General features: G+C 72.9%; 18 protein-coding genes. 9 read left to right on the plus strand and 9 right to left on the minus strand.

Features of this window, described 5'->3' with window-relative positions; all coding sequences use genetic code 11:
• Positions 1-19: 19 nt before the first annotated feature.
• Positions 20-931 (minus strand): LysR family transcriptional regulator, encoded by a 912-nt coding sequence (locus AB0Q96_RS03630; protein ID WP_365321373.1) that lies wholly within the window; start codon positions 929-931, stop codon positions 20-22.
• A 121-nt stretch (positions 932-1,052) separates the two neighbouring features.
• Between AB0Q96_RS03630 and AB0Q96_RS03635 the strand changes: the two genes are divergently transcribed.
• Positions 1,053-2,081 carry an EamA family transporter gene (locus AB0Q96_RS03635; RefSeq protein ID WP_365321374.1) on the plus strand — a complete coding sequence of 343 codons (1,029 nt, stop codon included), beginning with the start codon at positions 1,053-1,055 and terminating at the stop codon, positions 2,079-2,081.
• Positions 2,078-2,647, plus strand: a complete 570-nt coding sequence (locus AB0Q96_RS03640; protein WP_365321375.1) for an AAA family ATPase — start codon at positions 2,078-2,080, stop codon at positions 2,645-2,647. The genes AB0Q96_RS03635 and AB0Q96_RS03640 overlap by 4 nt, the downstream gene beginning before the upstream one ends.
• A 49-nt stretch (positions 2,648-2,696) precedes the next feature.
• Here the strand turns inward: AB0Q96_RS03640 and AB0Q96_RS03645 are convergent, their stop codons facing one another.
• On the minus strand, positions 2,697-3,746 hold the full coding sequence (locus AB0Q96_RS03645; protein WP_365321376.1) for a LacI family DNA-binding transcriptional regulator: 1,050 nt from the start codon (positions 3,744-3,746) through the stop codon (positions 2,697-2,699).
• A 149-nt stretch (positions 3,747-3,895) separates the two neighbouring features.
• On the opposite strand from AB0Q96_RS03645, the gene AB0Q96_RS03650 reads away from it, so the two are divergent.
• From AB0Q96_RS03650 to AB0Q96_RS03660, 3 genes are read left to right on the plus strand one after another with little or no spacing between them, the layout of a single operon-like run.
• Positions 3,896-5,053 (plus strand): Gfo/Idh/MocA family oxidoreductase, encoded by a 1,158-nt coding sequence (locus AB0Q96_RS03650; protein WP_365321377.1) that lies wholly within the window; start codon positions 3,896-3,898, stop codon positions 5,051-5,053.
• Positions 5,050-6,216, plus strand: a complete 1,167-nt coding sequence (locus tag AB0Q96_RS03655; protein WP_365321378.1) for a dihydrodipicolinate synthase family protein — start codon at positions 5,050-5,052, stop codon at positions 6,214-6,216. Before AB0Q96_RS03650 ends, AB0Q96_RS03655 begins: the two co-directional genes overlap by 4 nt.
• A complete protein-coding gene (locus tag AB0Q96_RS03660) occupies positions 6,213-7,016 on the plus strand; it encodes a sugar phosphate isomerase/epimerase family protein (protein WP_365321379.1) in 804 nt (267 codons plus the stop codon). The genes AB0Q96_RS03655 and AB0Q96_RS03660 overlap by 4 nt, the downstream gene beginning before the upstream one ends.
• 53 nt (positions 7,017-7,069) lie before the next feature.
• Here AB0Q96_RS03660 and AB0Q96_RS03665 read toward each other — a convergent pair whose 3' ends face one another.
• Positions 7,070-7,531 carry a DUF937 domain-containing protein gene (locus tag AB0Q96_RS03665; protein ID WP_365321380.1) on the minus strand — a complete coding sequence of 154 codons (462 nt, stop codon included), beginning with the start codon at positions 7,529-7,531 and terminating at the stop codon, positions 7,070-7,072.
• Between the two features lie 158 nt (positions 7,532-7,689).
• On the opposite strand from AB0Q96_RS03665, the gene AB0Q96_RS03670 reads away from it, so the two are divergent.
• Together AB0Q96_RS03670 and AB0Q96_RS03675 are read left to right on the plus strand one after the other, a co-directional pair.
• Positions 7,690-9,903, plus strand: coding sequence for an ATP-dependent RecD-like DNA helicase (locus AB0Q96_RS03670; protein WP_365321381.1), 2,214 nt, complete (start codon positions 7,690-7,692; stop codon positions 9,901-9,903).
• Between the two features lie 179 nt (positions 9,904-10,082).
• Positions 10,083-11,372, plus strand: a complete 1,290-nt coding sequence (locus tag AB0Q96_RS03675; protein WP_365321382.1) for a citrate synthase — start codon at positions 10,083-10,085, stop codon at positions 11,370-11,372.
• Positions 11,373-11,751: 379 nt separating this feature from the next.
• Here AB0Q96_RS03675 and AB0Q96_RS03680 read toward each other — a convergent pair whose 3' ends face one another.
• From AB0Q96_RS03680 to AB0Q96_RS03690, 3 genes are all read right to left on the minus strand, one after another.
• Positions 11,752-13,965, minus strand: a complete 2,214-nt coding sequence (locus AB0Q96_RS03680) for a heavy metal translocating P-type ATPase (protein WP_365321383.1) — start codon at positions 13,963-13,965, stop codon at positions 11,752-11,754.
• Between the two features lie 76 nt (positions 13,966-14,041).
• Positions 14,042-14,263, minus strand: a complete 222-nt coding sequence (locus AB0Q96_RS03685; protein WP_365321384.1) for a cation transporter — start codon at positions 14,261-14,263, stop codon at positions 14,042-14,044.
• Between the two features lie 67 nt (positions 14,264-14,330).
• Positions 14,331-15,197: a PrsW family intramembrane metalloprotease gene (locus AB0Q96_RS03690; protein WP_365321673.1), complete on the minus strand. Its 867-nt coding sequence runs from the start codon at positions 15,195-15,197 to the stop codon at positions 14,331-14,333.
• 139 nt (positions 15,198-15,336) lie between these two features.
• Here AB0Q96_RS03690 and AB0Q96_RS03695 point away from each other — a divergent pair, with 139 nt between their 5' ends.
• Positions 15,337-16,551: a cation:proton antiporter gene (locus AB0Q96_RS03695; protein WP_365321385.1), complete on the plus strand. Its 1,215-nt coding sequence runs from the start codon at positions 15,337-15,339 to the stop codon at positions 16,549-16,551.
• Here the strand turns inward: AB0Q96_RS03695 and AB0Q96_RS03700 are convergent.
• The gene (locus AB0Q96_RS03700; RefSeq protein WP_365321386.1) at positions 16,529-17,179 is read right to left on the minus strand and encodes a TetR/AcrR family transcriptional regulator; all 651 of its coding nucleotides are present in this window, start codon (positions 17,177-17,179) and stop codon (positions 16,529-16,531) included. The two genes, AB0Q96_RS03695 and AB0Q96_RS03700, sit on opposite strands and share 23 nt — an antisense overlap.
• Positions 17,180-17,342: 163 nt before the next feature.
• On the opposite strand from AB0Q96_RS03700, the gene AB0Q96_RS03705 reads away from it, so the two are divergent.
• A complete protein-coding gene (locus AB0Q96_RS03705) occupies positions 17,343-19,598 on the plus strand; it encodes an MMPL family transporter (protein WP_365321387.1) in 2,256 nt (751 codons plus the stop codon).
• 93 nt (positions 19,599-19,691) lie between these two features.
• Here the strand turns inward: AB0Q96_RS03705 and AB0Q96_RS03710 are convergent, their stop codons facing one another.
• Both AB0Q96_RS03710 and AB0Q96_RS03715 read right to left on the minus strand, forming a co-directional pair.
• Positions 19,692-19,889 carry an AlpA family transcriptional regulator gene (locus AB0Q96_RS03710; protein WP_046907180.1) on the minus strand — a complete coding sequence of 66 codons (198 nt, stop codon included), beginning with the start codon at positions 19,887-19,889 and terminating at the stop codon, positions 19,692-19,694.
• Between the two features lie 214 nt (positions 19,890-20,103).
• Positions 20,104-21,054 (minus strand): sugar phosphate isomerase/epimerase, encoded by a 951-nt coding sequence (locus AB0Q96_RS03715; protein ID WP_365321388.1) that lies wholly within the window; start codon positions 21,052-21,054, stop codon positions 20,104-20,106.
• Positions 21,055-21,085: the final 31 nt, after the last annotated feature.

Raw genomic sequence — 21,085 nt, forward strand, 5'->3', positions numbered from 1 at the left:
CCCGCCCCTCCCGACGTGCTCAGGCCACCGAGGCCACCTCGGGCCAGAGCTCCTGGAGCGTGCGGACGGTCTCGGTGATCGCGGGCCGCCGCGCCGCCCCGGTCCGCCACAGCGCCCGCAGCCGCCGCGTCGGCACCGGGTCGAGGCGCACCGGCGTCACCTCCGGCGGCAGCGCCCCGCGGCCCAGGCGCGGCACGAGGGCGACCCCGAGCCCGGCCGCGACCAGGGCGACCTGGGTGTGGTTCTCCTCCGCTTGATGCGCGATCAGGGGCTCGCAGCCGGTCGCCCGCAGCGTCCGCATCAGCCAGTCGTGGCACACCGTTCCCGGCGGCTGGGTGATCCACCGCTCCCGGGTCAGGTCCTCCCGCCGCACCGACTCCCGCGCCGCCAGCGGATGCTCCCGCGGTACGAGGACGTCGCACCGGTCGTCGCCGATCACCGCCTGCTCCACGCCGGGCGGTACGGGCAGCGGGGCGATGTCCCAGTCGTGCGCGACGGCCAGGTCGATCACGCCGCGCGCGACCAGGTCGACGGAGAGGTGCGGGTCCACCTCCGACAGGCGCGCGTCGAGCTCCGGGTGGCGGCGGGCCAGACCGGCCAGCGCCCGGGGCATCAGACCGCGCGCCGCGCTCGGGAAGCAGCCGATGGTGAGGCGCCCGGCGGGCAGCCCCCGGCGCTCCTCCAGGCGGACCTCGGCCTCCTCCACCAGGGACATCAACTGCTGTGCGGTGTCCGAGAGCTGCCGTGCCTCGTCGGTGAGCCGGACGCCCCGGCCGCTGCGTTCGAGCAGGGTCGTGCGGGTCTCCCGCTCCAGCTTGGCGATCTGCTGCGAGACGGCCGAGGGCGTGTAGCCGAGGGCCGTGGCGGCGGCGCCGACGCTGCCGTGGACCGCGACGGCGTGCAGGGCGCGCAGACGTCCGAGATCGAGCACGGGAGCCTCCCGGGGTGTGGGCGTGGGGCGGAACCCCGCATCCGGATGTAGCGATGCTTCATCCAACCATGAAGGAATCCGTGCTGGTGCTACACGGTCCGGCCGGGTGATCCTCGTCCGTATGCGCCCTGCCCACCTCGCCCTCGCCGCCCTGGTCGCCGCCGTCTGGGGAGTCAACTTCGTCGTCATCGAGATCGGCCTCGACCACTTCCCGCCGCTGCTCTTCTCCGCCCTCCGCTTCCTCGTCGCCGCCCTCCCCGCGGTCTTCTTCGTCGGGCGCCCCAAGGTGGCGTGGAAGTGGATCGTGGGCGTGGGACTGGTCCTCGGCGTGGCCAAGTTCGGACTGCTCTTCACCGGCATGGACCTCGGCGCGCCGGCCGGCCTGTCCTCCCTGGTCCTCCAGGTGCAGGCCGTCTTCACCGCCCTGTTCGCCTTCCTCGCGCTCGGCGAACGCCCGGGCCGGGTCAAGCTGCTGGGCATGGGCGTCGCCCTGGCCGGCATCGGCGTCGCCGCCGTCGACGAGGGCGCCTCGGGCGCCTCCCTCACCGGCTTCGCCCTGATCATCGTCGCCGCCGCGTGCTGGGGCGTCTCCAACGTCCTCACCCGCAGGGCCGCCCCGCCCGACGCCCTCAACTTCATGGTCTGGGTCAGCACCGTGCCCGTCCTGCCGCTGCTCGCCCTCTCCCTCCTCCTCGAAGGCCCGGACCGGGACCTGGCGGCCCTCCGCGCGCTGGACCCGGCCGGCGCGGGTGTGATCGTCTACGTCGCCTGGATCACGACCGTCTTCGGCTTCGGCGCCTGGGGCTGGCTCCTGCGCCGCTACCCGGCGTCCTCGGTGGCGCCCTTCTCGCTCCTGGTCCCGGTCTTCGGGATGAGCTCCGCCGCCCTCTTCCTGGGCGAGTCGGTGAGCCCGCTGCGGTGGTGCGCGGCGGCGCTCCTGGTCGGCGGGGTGGCCGTTGCCTCGCTGACCCCCGGGAAGCGCCCGGGCACGGAAACCGCTGGTGCGGCGGGGACTTCGGAACGTAACGTGCCCGTGGCCCCGGGCGAGTCCGTGGCCCCGGGAGTGCCCGTGCCCGTGGCCGTGCCCTCGGCCGAGTCCGTGGCCCCGGCCGAGAGCCTCGCCGTCTCCGTACCGAAAGAGCGTGCATGACCTTCGAGAACGTCACCGTCGACAGCCCCGTCCCCGCCCCCGGCGCCCTCCTCCTCGTCGGCATCCCGGGCAGCGGCAAGAGCACCGTCGCGGCGGCCCTCGCGGCCCGGTTCGAGCGGTCCGCGCACATCGAGGTCGACCACCTCCAGGAGCTGATCGTCCAGGGCTGCCACTGGCCCACCCCGGACGGCGACCCGGAGGCGGACCGGCAGATCCTGCTGCGCGCCCGCAACGGCTGCCTCCTGGCGGACAGTTTCGTCGCCGCGGGCTTCCTGCCCGTCCTGGACGACGTGGTCGTGCGCCGCTCCCACCTGGACTTCTACCGCGCCCACGTGACGGCCGGCCCGCTCCACGTGGTGGTCCTGGCCCCCGGCCCGGACAAGGCGTGGGAGCGCAACAACGCGCGCCACAAGAAGCTCACGACCAACTGGGCCTTCCTCGACGAGGCCATGCGCGAGGAGCTGACGGGCGAGGGCGTCTGGATCGACAACGCGGACCAGACGGTCGAGGAGACCGTGGACGCGGTCCTGGCGGCGACGGGGCTTCGGCGGTCGCCCCGGAGTTGACGAGGTCCGCGAGCGTGCGCCGGACGGGCGCCCCCGGCCGCCCCCGGCCTCACCCCCGCGGCGCCCCCGTCGACCCCCGCACCACCAGCTCCGCCGGGATCGTCGCGAGGCCGCCCGGCGGGGGTTCCTCCGCGCCGAGGGCCAGGCGGCCCGCGCGGAGGCCCGCCTCGTGCAGGGGGAGCCGGACGGTGGTGAGCGCGGGGACCGCGTCGATGGAGAAGGGCAGGTCGTCGAAGCCGGCGACGGAGACGTCGCCCGGGATGCTCAGGCCGCGGTCCCGCAGGGCCGCGCAGACGCCGAGGGCGACCGTGTCGTTGGCGGCGACCACGGCGGTCAGCCCCGGGTCCAGGCGCAGGAGTTCGCCGGTCGCCTCGTAGCCGGACGGGCGGTCGTAGCGGCCGTGCACGGCGGGGCCCTCGGGGACTCCCGCGGCGGCGAGCGCCGCGCGGTGGCCCTCCAGGCGGTGCCGGGTCGTCGTGCGGTCGGCCGGGCCCGCCACGTAGCCGATCCGCCGGTGGCCGAGGGCCAGCAGGTGTTCGGTGAGGCGGCGCGCACCCGTCCGGTTGTCGAAGGCGAGCGTGGCCGCCGTCGCGTCCCCGGGGACCGGGGGCCGCCCGCACAGCACCACCCGGGTGCCGCCGTCGGCGAGCCGGGTCAGTTTGGCCGCGGTCGCCGCGAGGTGCTCCGGGTCCTCCAGGGAGCCGCCGGTGAGGATCACGGCGGCGGCGCGCTGCCGCTGGAGCAGGGTGAGGTAGGTGAGTTCGCGCGCGGGCGAGCCGCCCGTGTTGCAGACGACGGCCAGTTTCTCGCCGCCCCCGGCGCGGCCCGGTCCGCCCTCGCCGATCGCGCTCTGCGCGGCCCCCGCCATGATCCCGAAGAAGGGGTCGGCGATGTCGTTGACGAGGATCCCGACCAGGTCGGACGTGGCGGCGGCGAGCGAGCTCGCGGGGCCGTTGGGGACGTAGTCGAGCTCGCCGACCGCGCGCAGCACCCGTTCCCGGGTGGCCGCGGCGACCGGGTAGTTGCCGTTGAGGACGCGCGAGACGGTCGCCGGGGAGACCCCCGCGCGCGTGGCCACGTCCGCCAGGGTGACGGTCATCGCGTACGTACCTCCAGGGCCTTGTCGGCGGTGATGTCGGCAGGCTAGCGTCACCGCCTGTAGAAAGCGCTTTCTATCGAGCGCTTTCCATCCCGCGCCGCCCCTCCCGTACCGAGGGCGCGGCACCGGCCGGTGAGAGGAAGAGCTTCGTGACACGCAGAACGGTCCGCATCGCCATGAACGGCGTCACCGGGCGCATGGGCTACCGCCAGCACCTCGTCCGCTCGATCCTCGCCCTGCGCGAGCAGGGCGGCCTCGACCTCGGCGACGGCGAGACCCTGTGGCCCGAGCCCGTCCTCGTCGGCCGCCGCGAGCCCGCCCTGCGCGCCCTCGCCGAGCGGCACGGCCTCACCGAGTGGTCCACCGACCTCGACGCGGTCCTCGCCGACCCCACCGTCGACGTCTACTTCGACGCCCAGGTCACCTCCGCCCGCGTCGAGGCGATCAAGAAGGCCATCGCCGCCGGCAAGCACGTCTACACCGAGAAGCCCACCGCCACCGGCCTCGACGGAGCCCTGGAACTCGCCCGCCTCGCCCGCGACGCCGGCATCCGCCACGGCGTCGTCCAGGACAAGCTGTTCCTCCCCGGACTGCGCAAGCTGAAGCGCCTGATCGACGGCGGCTTCTTCGGCGAGATCCTCTCCGTGCGCGGCGAGTTCGGCTACTGGGTCTTCGAGGGCGACTGGCAGGAGGCCCAGCGCCCCAGCTGGAACTACCGCGCCGAGGACGGCGGCGGCATCGTCGTCGACATGTTCCCGCACTGGGAGTACGTGCTCCACGAGCTCTTCGGCCGGGTCACCACCGTCACCGCCCACGTCGCCACCCACGTCCCGCGCCGCTGGGACGAGCGGGGCAAGCCGTACGAGGCCACCGCCGACGACGCCGCGTACGGCATCTTCCAGCTGGAGGGCGGCGCCGTCGCCCAGATCAACTCCTCCTGGGCGGTCCGCGTCCACCGCGACGAACTCGTCGAGTTCCAGGTCGACGGGACCCACGGCTCCGCCGTCGCCGGACTGCGCGGCTGCCGCGTCCAGCACCGCTCGGGCACCCCCAAGCCGGTCTGGAACCCCGACCTCCCGCTCGGCGCCGGGGACTCCTTCCGCTCGCAGTGGAGCGAGGTCCCCGACAACGCCGAGTTCGACAACGGCTTCAAGGCCCAGTGGGAGCTGTTCCTGCGCCATGTCGTCCTCGGCGAGCCCTACCGGTGGGACCTGCTCGCGGGCGCCCGAGGCGTCCAGCTCGCCGAACTCGGCCTGCGCTCGGCCGCCGAGGGCCGCCGCCTCGACGTCCCGGAGGTGACCCTGTGAGCCCGGCCCCGATCCGGCTGCCCCGGGCGGGCGGCGGCGTGGAGGAGTACCGGCCGCGCGCCGAGCCCGCGCGCCCGGGCACCACCGGCGGCGCCCTCGTCTCCCGTACCGTCCTGGCCGCCGCGCACGTCGTCGCCGACCCGTACGCCGACACCACCCCCGATTCCCCCGCCGCCGTCGACTGGGACGCCACCCTCGCCTTCCGCCGCCACCTGTGGGCGCACGGTCTCGGCGTCGCCGAGGCGATGGACACCGCCCAGCGCGGCATGGGCCTCGACTGGGCCGGCGCGGCCGAGCTGATCCGCCGCTCCGCCGCCGAGGCCAGGGCCGTCGGCGGTCGCATCGCCTGCGGCGTCGGCACCGACCAGCTCACCGGCCCCGCCGCCCTCCCCGCGGTCCGCGCGGCGTACGAGGAGCAGCTCGCCCTGGTCGAGGACGCCGGCGCGCGGGCCGTCCTCATGGCCTCCCGCGCGCTCGCCGGCGCCGCCCGGTCCGCCGAGGACTACCTCGACGTGTACGGGCAGCTGCTGCGGCAGGCGCGCGAGCCGGTGATCCTGCACTGGCTCGGCCCGATGTTCGACCCCGCCCTCGACGGGTACTGGGGCTCCGCCGACCTCGACACCGCCACCGAGACCTTCCTCGCGGTCATCGCGGCCCACCCCGACAAGGTCGACGGCATCAAGGTCTCCCTCCTCGACGCCCGCCGCGAGGTCGAGCTGCGCCGCCGCCTGCCGCGGGGCGTGCGCTGCTACACCGGGGACGACTTCCACTACCCGGAGCTCATCGAGGGCGACGCGCACGGCTTCAGCCACGCCCTGCTCGGCGTCTTCGACCCGCTGGGCCCGCTGGCCGCCGAGGCGGTCCGGATCCTCGACACCGGGGACCCCGAGGGCTTCCGCGCCCTCCTGGACCCCACCGTCGCGCTCTCCCGCCACCTCTTCGAGGCGCCGACCCGCTTCTACAAGACGGGCGTCGTCCTCCTCGCCTGGCTGGCCGGCCACCAGGACCACTTCGCGATGGTCGGCGGCCTCCAGTCGGCCCGCTCCCTGCCGCACCTCGCCCGCGCCTACGAACTCGCCGACGGCCTCGGCCTGTTCCCCGACCCGGAGCTCGCCGCCGACCGGATGCGCTCCCTGCTCACGGTGTACGGAGTCCCCCGATGAACCTCGACCGCCTCTCCGTCAACCAGATGACGGTCAAGCAGCTCCCACTGCCCGAACTCGTCGCCCACTGCGTCCGGCTGGGCATCCCGGGCGTCGGCCTGTGGCGCGAGCCGGTCCGGGAGTACGGCGTCGAGGACGCCGCCGCACTCGTACGGGACGCGGGGCTCGCCGTCACCACCCTGTGCCGGGGCGGCTTCTTCACCACCGACGGCTGGGAGGCGGACAACCGCGCGGCGATCGACGAGGCGGCGGCGCTCGGCACCGACACCCTCGTCCTCGTCTCGGGCGGCCTCCCCGAGGGCAGCCGCGACCTGCCCGGGGCCCGCGCGCGCATCGCCGACGCGATCGGCGCCCTCGTCCCGTACGCGGGGGAGCGGGGCGTACGCCTGGCCATCGAGCCGCTGCACCCGATGTTCGCCTCCGACCGCTGCGCCGTCTCCACCCTGGACCAGGCCCTGGAGATCGCCGAGCGTTTCCCCGCCGCACAGGTCGGCGTCACCGTCGACACCTACCACCTGTGGTGGGACGACCGTGCCCCGGCGGCGGTGGCCCGCGCGGGAGCGGCGGGCCGCGTCCACTCCTTCCAGCTCGCCGACTGGACCACCCCGCTGCCGGCCGGAGTGCTCCACGGACGGGGCCAGTTGGGCACCGGCGCGATCGACCTGCCCGGGTGGACCGCCCTCGTCGAGGAGGCCGGCTACACCGGACCGGTCGAGGTCGAACTCTTCAACGACGCACTGTGGGCGAGGGACGGGGCCGAGGTCCTGGAGGAGACCCTGGAGGCGTTCCTGGCGGTGTGAGGGGGCGGGGCCGGGGCTCTGCGGGCGGGCTCCCCGGCGTCCGCCCGCGCCCGCTACCTCTTCTGGGTGCCGCCCAGGATGTCCCCGAGCCCGCCGCCCTTCTTGGTGGCCGCCCGCTTGGTGATCACGGCCAGGACCACCGGCACCAGGAGCTCGACCGCGCGGTGCACGGTCGGGGCCGGGATGCCGGTCTTCCTGGCGACCGCGTCGGCCGCCGGCCTGGCCAGTTTGCCGAGGACGCCGGCCATCAGGCCGCCGCCCACCAGGCCGCCGAAGGCGGCGACGCCCTGGAGCGGCGGCTCGGCGGTGGACACCTCGGTGACGGCGGCCCGGACCTCGTCGGCGCTGGCCGGTTCCGCCGCGGCCGAGCGCAGCTCGCCGGAGAGCTCCGTCACCGAGCTGCCCACGAGCTGCCGCGCCTCGGCGGGGTCCGTGCCGAGCAGGCCGGCGATCTCCTGGAGCCGGTCGTCGCCGAGCTCGTTCAGGACATCGTCCTGGAATGATTCGTCGCTCATGCCGGAAACGCTACGGTTCCTCCCCCGGCCCGGCATCCCCGGAACCCCCTGCCGGGCGGGAGCCGTCCCCGCCGGCTCCCCCTCGGCCCCCGTCCTCCCTCGGCCCCCGTTGTCCACAGGCCCGGCGGGATGTCCGAGGTCTTCGCTACCTTCGGGTCATGTCCCATCTGGCAGTCCTCGAAGGGGTCCTGGAGCGGATCACCTACGCGAACGAGGAGAGCGGCTACACGGTCGCCCGGGTCGACACCGGCCGAGGCTCCGGCGACCTGCTCACCGTCGTCGGCGCGCTGCTCGGCGCCCAGCCGGGGGAGTCGCTGCGGATGGAGGGCCGCTGGGGCTCCCACCCGCAGTACGGACGCCAGTTCACCGTGGAGAACTACTCGACCGTCCTGCCGGCCACAGTCCAGGGCATCCGGCGCTATCTCGGCTCCGGCCTCGTCAAGGGCATCGGACCGGTCTTCGCCGACCGCATCACGACCCACTTCGGCCTGGACACCCTCCAGATCCTGGAAGAGGCGCCCAAGCGCCTGATCGAGGTCCCCGGCCTCGGCCCGAAGCGCACGAAGAACATCGCGGCGGCCTGGGAGGAGCAGAAGGCGATCAAGGAGGTGATGGTCTTCCTCCAGGGCGTCGGCGTCTCGACCTCCATCGCCGTGCGGATCTACAAGAAGTACGGCGACTCCTCGATCTCCGTCGTGCGGAACCTGCCCTACCGGCTCGCCGCCGACGTCTGGGGCATCGGCTTCCTCACCGCCGACCGCATCGCCCAGGCCGTCGGCATCCCGCACGACAGCCCCGACCGGGTCCGCGCCGGGCTCCAGTACGCGCTGTCGCAGTCCACCGACCAGGGCCACTGCTATCTGCCCGAGGAGCGGCTCATCGCCGACGCGGTGAAGCTGCTCCAGGTCGACACGGGCCTGGTCATCGAGTGCCTGGCCGAGCTCGCCGAGGACCCGGAGGGCGTCGTCCGCGAGACGGTGCCGGGGCCCGAGGGGCTGCCGGTGACCGCCGTGTTCCTGGTCCCGTTCCACCGCGCCGAGCTCTCCCTGGCCGGGCAGCTCCGGCGGCTGCTCGGGGCGGGCGAGGACCGGCTGCCGGCCTTCCGGGACGTGGCCTGGGACAAGGCGCTGGCCTGGCTCGCGGACCGTACGGGGGCGTCGCTGGCGCCCGAGCAGGAGGAGGCCGTGCGGCTCGCCCTGACCCGCAAGGTCGCCGTGCTCACCGGCGGCCCCGGCTGCGGCAAGTCCTTCACGGTCCGCTCGATCGTGGAGCTGGCCCGCGCCAAGCGGGCCAAGGTGGTGCTCGCCGCGCCCACCGGGCGGGCCGCCAAGCGGCTCGCCGAGCTGACCGGCGCCGAGGCGTCCACGGTCCACCGGCTCCTGGAGCTGAAGCCGGGCGGCGACGCGGCCTACGACCGGGACCGGCCGATCGACGCCGACCTGGTGGTGGTCGACGAGGCCTCCATGCTCGACCTCCTCCTGGCGAACAAGCTGGTCAAGGCGGTGGCACCGGGTGCCCATCTGCTCCTGGTCGGCGACGTGGACCAGCTGCCCTCGGTCGGCGCGGGCGAGGTCCTCGGCGATCTGCTCGCCCCGGGCAGCCCGGTCCCCTCCGTCCGGCTGACCCGGATCTTCCGCCAGGCCCAGCAGTCCGGCGTGGTCACCAACGCGCACCGGATCAACGAGGGCCTGCCGCCCGTGACGACCGGCCTGCCGGACTTCTTCCTGTTCGCCGAGGAGGATACCGAGGACGCCGCCCGGGTGGCCGTGGAGGTCGCGGCCCGCCGGATTCCCGCCAAGTTCGGCCTCGACCCGCGCCGGGACGTGCAGGTCCTCGCCCCCATGCACCGGGGCCCCGCCGGGGCCGGCTCGCTCAACGGGCTGCTCCAGCAGGCCCTCACCCCGGCCCGCCCCGATCTGGCCGAGAAGCGCTTCGGCGGCCGGGTGTTCCGGGTCGGCGACAAGGTCACCCAGATCCGCAACAACTACGAGAAGGGGGCCAACGGCGTCTTCAACGGCACGGTCGGCGTGGTGACCTCCCTCGACGCCGTGGAGCAGCGGCTCGTGGTGCGCACGGACGAGGACGAGGAGGTGCCGTACGACTTCGACGAGCTGGACGAGCTGGCCCATGCCTACGCTGTGACCATCCACCGTTCCCAGGGCAGCGAGTACCCGGCGGTGGTGATCCCGGTCACCATGAGCGCCTGGACCATGCTCCAGCGGAACCTGCTCTACACGGCCGTCACCCGCGCCCGGAAGCTGGTGGTGCTGGTCGGCTCGCGCCGGGCGATCGCCCAGGCGGTGCGTACGGTTTCGGCCGGACGGCGCTTTACCGCACTCGCACATCGGCTCACAGGGGGCAGTCTGGTGTGAAAGATCACGGAGGACTTCCGGAACCGGGGCGAAGGGGGCAGGATAAGCAGGTTGGCGGCACTGAGTGCCGCCGATTGGCCCAATGGTCGACCCCGAGTGCACTCTCCTGAGCCAAATGGGGGATGGTAGAGACAGTCAGGGCACCTCGAAGAAGAGGCACTACGTCGGTGAGGGATGACGTGAGCGACAACTCTGTAGTACTGCGGTACGCGGACGGTGAATACACCTACCCGGTGGTCGAGAGCACCGTCGGCGACAAGGGCTTCGACATCGGGAAGCTCCGAGCCCAGACCGGTCTGGTCACCCTCGACAGCGGATACGGCAACACCGCCGCCTATAAATCCGCCATCACCTATCTCGATGGTGAGCAGGGCATTCTGCGGTACCGCGGCTACCCCATCGAGCAGCTGGCCGAGCAGTCCACCTTCCTTGAGGTGGCCTCCCTGCTGATCAACGGCGAGCTTCCGAAGGCCGACGAGCTCGCGGCCTTCCAGAACGAGATCACCCAGCACACGCTGCTGCACGAGGACGTCAAGCGCTTCTTCCAGGGCTTCCCGCGTGACGCCCACCCGATGGCCATGCTGTCCTCCGTGGTCTCGGCGCTGTCCACCTTCTACCAGGACAGCCACAACCCGTTCGACGAGAAGCAGCGTCACCTCTCCACGATCCGGCTCCTCGCCAAGCTGCCGACGATCGCCGCGTACGCGTACAAGAAGTCGATCGGTCACCCGTTCGTCTACCCGCGTAACGACCTCGGGTACGTCGAGAACTTCCTGCGCATGACCTTCTCGGTCCCGGCGCAGGAGTACGAGCTCGACCCGGTCGTGGTCGCGGCGCTCGACAAGCTGCTGATCCTCCACGCGGACCACGAGCAGAACTGTTCGACCTCCACCGTCCGCCTGGTCGGCTCCTCGCAGGCGAACATGTTCGCCTCGATCTCCGCCGGCATCTCGGCCCTGTGGGGCCCGCTGCACGGTGGCGCCAACCAGTCGGTCCTGGAGATGCTGGAAGGCATCCAGGCCAACGGCGGCGATGTCGACGCCTTCATCCGCAAGGTGAAGAACAAGGAGGACGGCGTCCGCCTGATGGGCTTCGGCCACCGGGTGTACAAGTCCTTCGACCCCCGCGCGAAGATCATCAAGGCGGCGGCGCACGACGTCCTCTCCGCGCTCGGCAAGGACGACGCGCTCCTGGACATCGCGCTCAAGCTGGAGGAGCACGCGCTCTCCGACGAGTACTTCGTCTCGCGCAACCTCTACCCGAACGTGGACTTCTACACGGGCCTCATCTACCGCGCGATGGGCTTCCCGACCGAGATGTTCACCGTGCTCTTCGCGCTCGGCCGGCTCCCCGGCTGGATCGCCCAGTGGCACGAGATGATCAAGGAGCCGGGCTCCCGCATCGGCCGCCCGCGCCAGATCTACACGGGCGTCGTCGAGCGCGACTTCGTCCCGGTCGAGTCCCGCTGAGCGCGTCGACTCCGGCCCGCTGACGCGCGTCCTCGCGACGGCGCGTCCGGCGGAGCGAAAAGCGCCCCGCCGCCGATCCCCCCACGGGTCGGCGGTCGGGGCGCTTTCCATATCCCGGTGCGGATTCCCCCCACGGGATCCGGGCCGGGCGTCTGCTCGCGCGGTCTGCCGGGGTACGTACGGGAGGGCCGCTCAAAGCTCCCCGTGCACGTGCCCCGGCCGCGCTTGCCTGGGACGTCCCCCAAGACATCCCATGAACGTCCCCCAAGACGTTCTCGGCATCGCCCACTTAGACTCGCGAACAGCCCAGATGGTTACCCCCAAATATCTGTGATCTAGATCTCTTTGTGAAGGTCCTGTGCGTCACGTGTAGGTGAATTCACGTGAAGCGACGGAGCCGCAGACTGTTGCTCACGACGAAAACGGACGAAAATGCCATGGCCAGTCCGGCGATCATCGGGTTGAGCAGTCCGGCCGCGGCGAGCGGCAGCGCGGCCACGTTGTAGCCGAAGGCCCAGCCCAGGTTTCCCTTGATCGTCGCCAGCGTGCGCCGGGAGAGCCGGATGGCGTCCGCCGCGACCCGCAGGTCCCCTCGGACCAGCGTGAGGTCGCTCGCCTCGATCGCCGCGTCCGTGCCGGTGCCCATGGCCAGGCCCAGATCGGCCGTCGCCAGGGCGGCGGCGTCGTTCACCCCGTCGCCGACCATCGCCACCGTGCGGCCCCGCTCCTGGAGTGCGCGCACCACGTCGACCTTGTCCCGCGGCAGCACCTCGGCGATCACCTCGTCGATGCCGACCTCCGCCGCCACCCGCCGGGCCGCCTCCTCGCCGTCCCCGGTCAGCAGCACCGGCCGCAGCCCGAGCCCGCGCAGCAGCGCGACGGCCTCCGCGCTGGTCTCCTTGACCGTGTCGGCGACCGTCAGTGTCCCGCGGGCCCGCCCGTCCCAGGCGACGTGCGCGACCCCCGGCCCGCCCACCCCGTCCGGCACCTCGATCTCCTCGGCCGCCAGCAGGGCGGCGCGCCCGACGAGCACCAGGTGCCCGTCGACCGAGCCGCGCACGCCGAGGCCGGGCACGTTCTCGAAGGACTTCGGTACGGGGAGCTCACCCACCTTCTCGGCGGCGCCGGCCGCCACGGCGCGGGCCACCGGGTGCTCGGAGGAGTGCTCCAGGGCGCCCGCGAGCCGCAGCAACTCGGCCTCGTCGACGCCCTCGTACGCGTACACCCCGGTCAGGCGCATCACGCCGGTGGTGACGGTGCCGGTCTTGTCGAGGACGACGGTGTCGACCCGGCGGGTGGACTCCAGGACCTCGGGGCCCTTGATGAGGATGCCGAGCTGGGCGCCGCGGCCGGTGCCGACCATGAGGGCGGTCGGGGTCGCGAGGCCGAGGGCGCAGGGGCAGGCGATGATCAGGACGGCGACGGCGGCGGTGAAGGCGGCGGTCGTGTCGCTGGTGACGAGCAGCCAGCCGACCAGGGTGCCCAGGGCGATCAGGAGCACCACGGGGACGAAGACGGCGGAGATCCGGTCGGCGAGCCGCTGCACCTCCGCCTTGCCGTTCTGCGCGTCCTCGACCATCTTGGCCATCCGGGCGAGCCGGGTGTCGGCGCCGACCCGGGTGGCCTCGACGACCAGGCGGCCCGAGACGTTGACGCAGCCGCCGGTGACGGGGTCGCCGGCGGAGACGTCGACGGGCAGGGACTCGCCGGTGAGCATCGAGGCGTCGACGGCCGAGGCGCCCTCGGTGACGGTGCCGTCGGTGGCGATCTTCTCCCCGGGGCGCACGACGAAGCGGTCGCCGGTCCGCAGCGCGCCGACCGGGACCCGTACCTCCGTCCCGCCGCGCAGGACGCCGACGTCCTTGGCGCCGAGGCGCATCAGGGCGTGCAGCGCGGCGCCGGCCTTCCGCTTGGCGCGGGCCTCCAGGTAGCGGCCGAGCAGGATGAAGGTGACGACCCCGGCGGCGACCTCCAGGTAGATCGTGGAGGAGGCGTGGTCCCGGGTGACGGTGAGGTCGAAGCCGTGCCGCATGCCGGGCGTGCCGGCGTCGCCAAGGAAGAGCGCCCACAGCGACCAGCCGAAGGCGGCGAGGGTGCCGACCGAGACGAGGGTGTCCATGGTGGCGGCGCCGTGCCGGAGGTTGGTCCAGGCGGCGCGGTGGAAGGGCAGCCCGCCCCAGACGACGACGGGGGCGGCGAGGGTGAGCGAGAGCCACTGCCAGTTGTCGAACTGGAGGGCCGGGACCATCGCGAGCAGGACGACCGGCAGGGACAGCACCGCGGAGACGGTCAGCCGCTCGCGCAGCGCGTCGAGCGCGGGGCCCCAGGCCGCGGCGGGGGTCCCCGGCCCGGCGTCGGGTTCGGGCTCCGGCTCGGGCGGCGGGGGTTCCTCGGCGGTGTAGCCGGTCCTGACGACGGTGGCGATCAGCTCGTCGACCGTGACCTCGGCGGGATGCTCGACGCGCGCCTTCTCCGTGGCGTAGTTGACCGTGGCGGTCACGCCGTCCATCCGGTTGAGCTTCTTCTCGACGCGGGCCGCGCAGGAGGCGCAGGTCATCCCGCCGATCGTCAGCTCGGTGGTCGTGGAGGTCATGTGGGGTCCCGGGGCTTTTGTGGAACGAGTGCAGGGCCGTACCGCAACGGTACGGCCCTGCACGGTGGCGCGGGGGTCAGGCGGCGGGGCCCACCAGCTCGTAGCCGGCCTCGTCCACGGCGGCGCGGACGGCCTCCGGGTCGAGCGGGCCGGCGGAGGTCACGGTGACCTCGCCGGTGGCGGCGACGGCCTTGACGGAGGAGACCCCGGAGATCTCGGAGATCTCGCTGGAGACCGCGCCCTCGCAGTGCCCGCAGGTCATGCCCTTGACCTGGTAGACGGTGGTGAGTTCGGCCATGACGTTCTCCTCGTTCAGGGGTGGTGCGCTTCGGGGCGCCTGTGCCGTACTAGCACATATTATACCCCTAGGGGGTATGAATTGGCGAAGTGCCCCGCCCGGGTCTCGCGAGCGACCTCAGCCACACCAGTCCCACCGCCGTCACCAGCACCAGGCCGCCGACCGAGAAGAGGGTGAACAGGTGCTCCTGCTGGGTGCTCGGCTGGGGGATGTATCCCTGCGCGAAGAGCGAGCGGTCCAGGGACGTCGTCGTCAGCTGGAGCACCAGCCACAGCGCGATGCCGTGCATCGAGTCCCACAGGGCGTGCAGCACGGCCACCCCGAGGTACGCGCCGAGGACCGGCCCGGCGAACCGGAACCGCCCGTCCGGCCGCCGGTACGCGAGCAGCACCCCGCCCGCGATCGCCGTCCACAGGCCGTGCCCGAAGGGGGCGAGCACCCCGCGCAGGATCTCGGTCTCCAGGAGCGAGCGCAGGTCGATGCCGTCCATCGTCACGGCCGCGTTGAACGCGTACCCCGCGCTCTCGAACGCGGCGAAGCCGAAGCCGACCGTGCCGCCCAGCACCAGTCCGGCCCGCACCCCGCGCAGCCACGGCCGGTGGCGCACCACGAACATCAGCGCCGCCAGCTTCACCGCCTCCTCGATGAGCCCGACGCCGACGAACATCCACAGGGAGGGGTTCAGCAGGTAGTACTCCATGACGGAGGCGCCCAGCACCCCGAGTACCCCGCCGGTGACGAAGCAGCCGAGGATCACCGGCACCCCGAAGTCCTGCCCGTGCCGCTCGTAGGCCCACAGCGCGAAGACCGAGGGCGCCAGGAAGCTGCCCAGCAGGATCAGCGTCGGCAGCAGGGTCGTGTTCTCCGTCGTGTACGTGACGACCGCGGTCAGCGCCCACAGCGCGAGCCCGCCCCACAGGCAGCGCCGCCACAGCCCCGGGCGGGGTGTCTCGACGGGCGGGCGCGCGGGCGGGGGCGGTGTCCGCGTCCGGGGGTGCTGGTCGTGCACAGCGAGACCTCCAAGTCCCTCCGCCGACAGGCCGTCTGACCGGAGCTTATGGTAGATACCCGATATGTCGCATTCGGGGACCACGCTGATCCTGATCATGACGATCGCCGTCCTGGCGCCGTTGCTCGCCTACGGAGCCGGGCGCTGGCTCCCCGTGCCGCTCGTCATCTTCGAGATCCTGCTGGGCATCCTCATCGGCCCCGACGCCCTGGACTGGGCCCGGCCGGACGCGCTGATCAACGGCCTCTCCCAGCTCGGCCTCGCCATGCTGATCTTCCTGGCCGGGTACGAGATCGAGTTCGGCAAGGTCCGCGGTGACACCCTGAGGCGCTCGGTGTGGGCCTGGGCGGCCGCCCTCGCGCTCGGCCTCGGCGCCGGCGTCCTGCTCGGCGACGGCTACGACAAGGGCGTCTTCATCGGCGTCGCCCTGACCAGCACCGCACTCGGCACGGTGCTGCCGGTGCTGCGCGACGCGGGCGACCTGCACGGCCGGTTCGGGTCGGTGGTCATGGCCTTCGGCGCGGTCGGCGAGTTCGGGCCGATCATCGCCATGGCGCTGCTGCTGAGCGGCCGCAGCGCCGCCCAGTCGACCGCGCTGCTCGCCGCCTTCGCCGCGCTCACCGCGGGCGCCGTCTACTGGGCGCTGAAGCCGCGCCCGCCGTGGTTCTCCCGGATCATCGCCAAGACCCTGCACAGCAGCGGACAGTTCGCGGTCCGCTTCGTCTTCCTGCTGCTCGCGCTGATGCTGGGCGCCTCCACGGCGCTCGGACTCGACGTCCTGCTCGGCGCGTTCGCGGCCGGACTGATCACCCGTCTGGTCCTGACCGGGGCCGCCCCCGAATCCGGGCCGCAGATCCTGGAGAAGGTCGAGGCGGTCGGCTTCGGCTTCCTCGTCCCCGTCTTCTTCGTCGTCACCGGCATCGAGTTCGACCTGGACTCGCTGCTCGCCGGCGGCCGTACGCTGCTGCTCCTGCCGCTCTTCCTCGTGCTGTTCCTGGTGGTGCGGGGCGGTCCGGTGGCCCTCCTGGCCCCGCGCGACCTCGCCCGGCGCGACCGGGGCGCGCTGGTCCTCTACAGCTCCACGGCGCTGCCGCTCGTCGTCGCCATCACCACCATCGGCGTGGACGACGAGGCGCTGACGGCGGGCGAGGCGGCGGCCCTGGTCGGGGCCGGGATGCTCTCGGTCCTCGTCTTCCCGCTGCTCGCCCTGCGGCTGCGCGCCCGGGCGGGCGGGAAGGTGCTGCCCGCCGAACAGGTCACGGGCTCGGAATCGTGGTGAGCGCCTCCCCGACGACCGGGTCCAGGTAGCGCAGCACGGCCTTCTTCATCTCGACGATCACCGCGTCCCGCTCGGGGCCCTCGGGTGCCGCGAGCACCAGGGCGAGGCCCGCCTTGACGACGGCGAAGGTCATGTCGGCTATCCGGGCGCGCTCGGCGGGCCCGCTGTCCGGCAGGTAGTGGCCGAGCAGGTCGCCGACCCGCGCGAGCAGCGAGGCGTGCAGGGCGTCGTGCTCCTCGGCGATCCGGCCGGGGACGTCCGAGCCGTGCATGAGGGCGAGGAAGGCCGGGTTCTGGCAGTTGAACTCGATCATCGGGTCGAGCACGGCGTCGAGCATCAGCGGCAGCGGCAGCGCCAGGTTCTCCGGGGTGAAGGCCTGTCCGTGGGCCTCCCGCATCTCGGTGAGGAGCCGCTCGCCGAGCTCGATGGCGATGGCTTCCTTGTTGGGGAAGTACTGGTAGAGCGTGCCGGGGGAGACGCTGGCCTCGCGGGCGATCGCGTTGGTGCTGGCGGCCGTGTAGCCGTTGGCGCAGAAGACGTCGGCGGCGGCCTGGAGCAGCTGCGCGATGCGGCGCTCGCCGCGTGCCTGGCGGCGGCGCGGCTTCGGTGCGGACCCTTCTTCGGACATGACTGTCCCCAGCTCTCTCGACCCGTTTGACAAATACGAGAGGTCACTCGCATTCTTGTGAAACACGAGTGATCACTCGTGTTTGCCAGTCTATGGCAAGGGGCGACCCATGCGACCTGCCGGGAAGCGAGCGCCTGGGTCACGGTGAAGGGGACACCGCGTCATGGCCGAAGTCAAGAAACCGTCCACCGGCGGGGGGTGGACCCGGTTCGTGACGGCCCGGCCACGCCTCTCGCTCCTCGTAGCCCTCGTGATCACCGCGCTCGCCGTCCTCGCGGGCAGCGGCGTCGGCGACCGGATGGGCAGCGGCGGCTGGGAGGACCCGGACGCCGAGTCCACCTACGCGCTGGAGGTCCTGGAGCGCGAGTTCCCCGCCTCCCAGCCCAATCTGCTGCTGCTCGTCGACGCCGGCGCCGCCGGGGTCGACTCGCCGGCCGTCGCCGCCGAGGCCCGCCGCCTCGCCGAGCGGCTCGACGCCGAGCCCGGCGTCGGCGGGGTCGGCTCCTACTGGCAGACCGGCTCCCCGGCCCTGCGCTCCGAGGACGGGCGCCAGGCCGTGATCGCCGCCCGGATCGACGGCGAGGAGAAGGCCGCCGGCGAGATCCTGGAGCGTCTCGCCCCCGAGTTCCGGGGCACCCACGGACCCGTGAAGGTCTCCGTCGGCGGCCCGCTCGCCGTGCGCCACGAGATGCAGACGACCATCCAGGAGGACCTGCTCAGGGCCGAGATGATCGCCCTGCCGATCACCCTCGTCCTGCTCGTCATGGTCTTCGGCAGCGCCGTCGCCGCCCTGCTCCCGCTCGGCATCGGCATCGTCGCCATCCTCGGCACCAACGCCGTGCTGCGCGGCATCACCGAGCTCACCGACGTTTCCGTCTTCGCCCAGAACCTCACCACCGCCCTCGGGCTCGGCCTCGCCATCGACTACGCCCTGTTCGTGGTCCGCCGCTTCCGCGAGGAGCTGGCCGGCGGCGCCGACACCAGGACCGCCGTCGCCACCACCCTGCGCACCGCCGGGCGGACCGTGCTCTTCTCCGCTCTGACCGTCGCCGTCTCGCTCGCCGCGATGCTGGTCTTCCCGCAGTACTTCCTGCGCTCCTTCGCCTACGCGGGCATCGCGGTCGTCCTGCTCGCCGCCGCTGCCGCCCTGATCCTGCTGCCGGCCGCGCTCGTCCTCCTCGGCGACCGGGTCAACGCCCTGGACCTGCGGCGCCTCTTCCGCCGCCGGTCCGCGGCCGGGCCCGGGGACGGGGCCGGGGACGGGGCCGGGGCCGTCGAGCGGGAGACCGGGGCCGGCTGGGCGCGCACGGCGGCCCTGGTGATGCGGCGGGCGCCGCTCTTCGCCGTGGCCACCGCCACCGGGCTCGTGCTCCTCGGACTGCCCTTCCTCGGGGTGAGCTTCGGCACCGCCGACGACCGCCAGCTCCCGGCGAGCGCCGAGTCCCGTGTGGTCCAGGACCAGCTGCGGGACGCCTTCCCCGGCAACCCCGGCGGCGGGATCACCGTCCTCGCCGAGGGCGCCGCCACCCCCGGGCAGTACGCGGGGTACCGCGAGCGGATCGAGGTCCTCGACGGGGTCGCGCGGGTCGAGGGACCGGTGACCTCCCCGGCCGCCGGGCGCGGCCACGCCTACTACACCGTCGTCCCCGAGGGCGAGACCGTCGGCACCGACGCCCAGCGGGTCGTCGGCGAACTGCGCGCGCAGAAGGCCCCGTTCGACACCTCCGTGACCGGCGCCGCCGCCGTCCTCGTCGACTCCAAGGACGCCATAGGAGACCGCCTGCCCTGGGCCGCGGCCGTCATCGTCGTCGTCACCCTCCTCCTGGTCTTCCTGCTCACCGGCAGCCTGCTCATCCCGATCCAGGCCGTCGTGCTCAACGCGCTCAGCCTCACCGCCATGTTCGGCGCGGTCGTCTGGGTCTTCCAGGACGGGCACCTCTCCGGACTCCTCGGCTTCACCTCCACCGGGGACATCGAGACCACCCTGCCGGTGCTGATGTTCTGCGTGGCCTTCGGACTCTCCATGGACTACGGGGTGTTCCTGCTCTCCCGGATCAAGGAGGAGTACGACGCCACCGGCGACCACGAGCACGCGGTCCGGTTCGGGCTGCGGCGCACCGGCGGGCTGATCACCGCGGCCGCCGTCATCCTCGCGGTGGTGATGGTCGCCATCGGCACCTCCCGGGTCACCAACACCAAGATGCTGGGCCTCGGCGTCGCCCTGGCCGTCCTCATGGACGCCATGGTGGTGCGCAGCCTGCTCGTCCCCTCGGTGATGAAGCTGACCGGCCGCCTCACCTGGTGGGCGCCGGGACCGCTGCGCCGCTTCCACGACCGCTTCGGGATCAGCGAGGGCGGTGCCCCCGGGACGCCGGAGGCGGCGCCGGACGCCGCCCGGGAGAAGGAGCGCGTCGGATGAGCCAGGGCCCCGCACCACGGTTCGGGGGGTGCGGGGCCCGGGAGCACGGGGGAGAAGGGGCCCGAGGGGCCCCGGAGATCGGGGAGCGGGAGGTCAGTCCCGGCGGCTCCGGTTGCCGGGACGGTTCGCGACCCAGGCACGGATGGTGTCCGCGTACCAGTACGGCTTCCCCGACTCGACGTGGTCGGGGGCCGGGAGCAGTCCGTGCTTCCGGTAGGAGCGGACCGTGTCCGGCTGCACCTTGATGTGGGCGGCGATGTCCTTGTACGACCAGAGTCGTTTGTCCGTCATGCGTGGCACCTCCCTGCGTGCCCGGCAGCGGCGGCGGGGGTGCCGTCGGGTGAGCTGCCGGGTGTGTGCACTGGCGATCACTGAGCCTGTGCCCGGTGAACGACGCCTTCTGACGGGAGGGGATCGCCTGTCGACTGGCTGTGACGGAAAACCCGCGTAACGGTGACATGTGTGACGAAGGTGCGACGGATGTGACGTAAGTGACGCACAGGGGTCAGGCGCCGCAGGAGCGCAGAAAACGGCGCGTGCGCAGCGCGACGGGGTAGGGCCGGTCCGGCTCGCACGGGTACATGTCCTGCTCCACGATGGCGAACAGGTCCACGTCCAGCGCCTGCGCCGCCGCCAGGACCGGTTCGAGGGCCGGCACCCCGGTGGGCGGCTCGCACATCACGCCCCGGGCCACCGCCGGACCGAACGGCAGCTCCTCGGCGACCACCCGGGCCAGGACCGCGGGGTCGACCTGCTTCAGGTGCAGATAGCCGATCCGCTCGCCGTAGGTCTCGATCAGCTTGACGCTGTCACCGCCGCAGTAGGCGTAGTGGCCGGTGTCCAGACAGAGCGCGACCAGGTCCGGATCGGTGCCGTCGAGGAAGCGGGCGACGTTCTCCTCGGTGTCGACATGGGTGTCCGCGTGCGGATGGACCACCACCCGCAGCCCGTACCGCTCCCGGACCTCGTGGCCGAGCCGCTCGGTCAGCGAGGTCAGGTGCCGCCACTGGGCCGGGGTGAGCGTGCGGTCCTCCAGGACCTCGCCCGTCTTGTCGTCGCGCCAGAAGGAGGGGATGACCACCAGATGCCGGGCGCCCATCGCCTGGGCGAGGGCCGCGTTCTCGGCCACGTGCGCCCAGGTGCGCTCCCAGACCTCCGGGCCGTGGTGGAGCCCGGTGAAGACGGTCGCCGCGGACACCCTCAGCCCCCGGCGGGAGGTCTCCTCGGCGAGGACGGCCGGATCGGTCGGCAGATAGCCGTACGGGCCGAGCTCGATCCACTCGTAGCCGGCGCCCGCCACCTCGTCGAGGAAGCGCTGCCAGGGCACCTGCCGCGGATCGTCGGGGAACCAGACGCCCCAGGAGTCCGGGGCCGAGCCGACCCGGATGCGGGACAGCGGTGCCGGGCTCGGCGGACCGGACGGAGACGGACTCGACGGCTGCGACGGCTTCGTCATGACCGCCACGATGACACACGTCCGAATGTAA

Source organism: Streptomyces sp. NPDC093111 (assembly GCF_040683955.1).
In the GTDB taxonomy this organism is placed as follows: Bacteria; Actinomycetota; Actinomycetes; order Streptomycetales; family Streptomycetaceae; genus Streptomyces.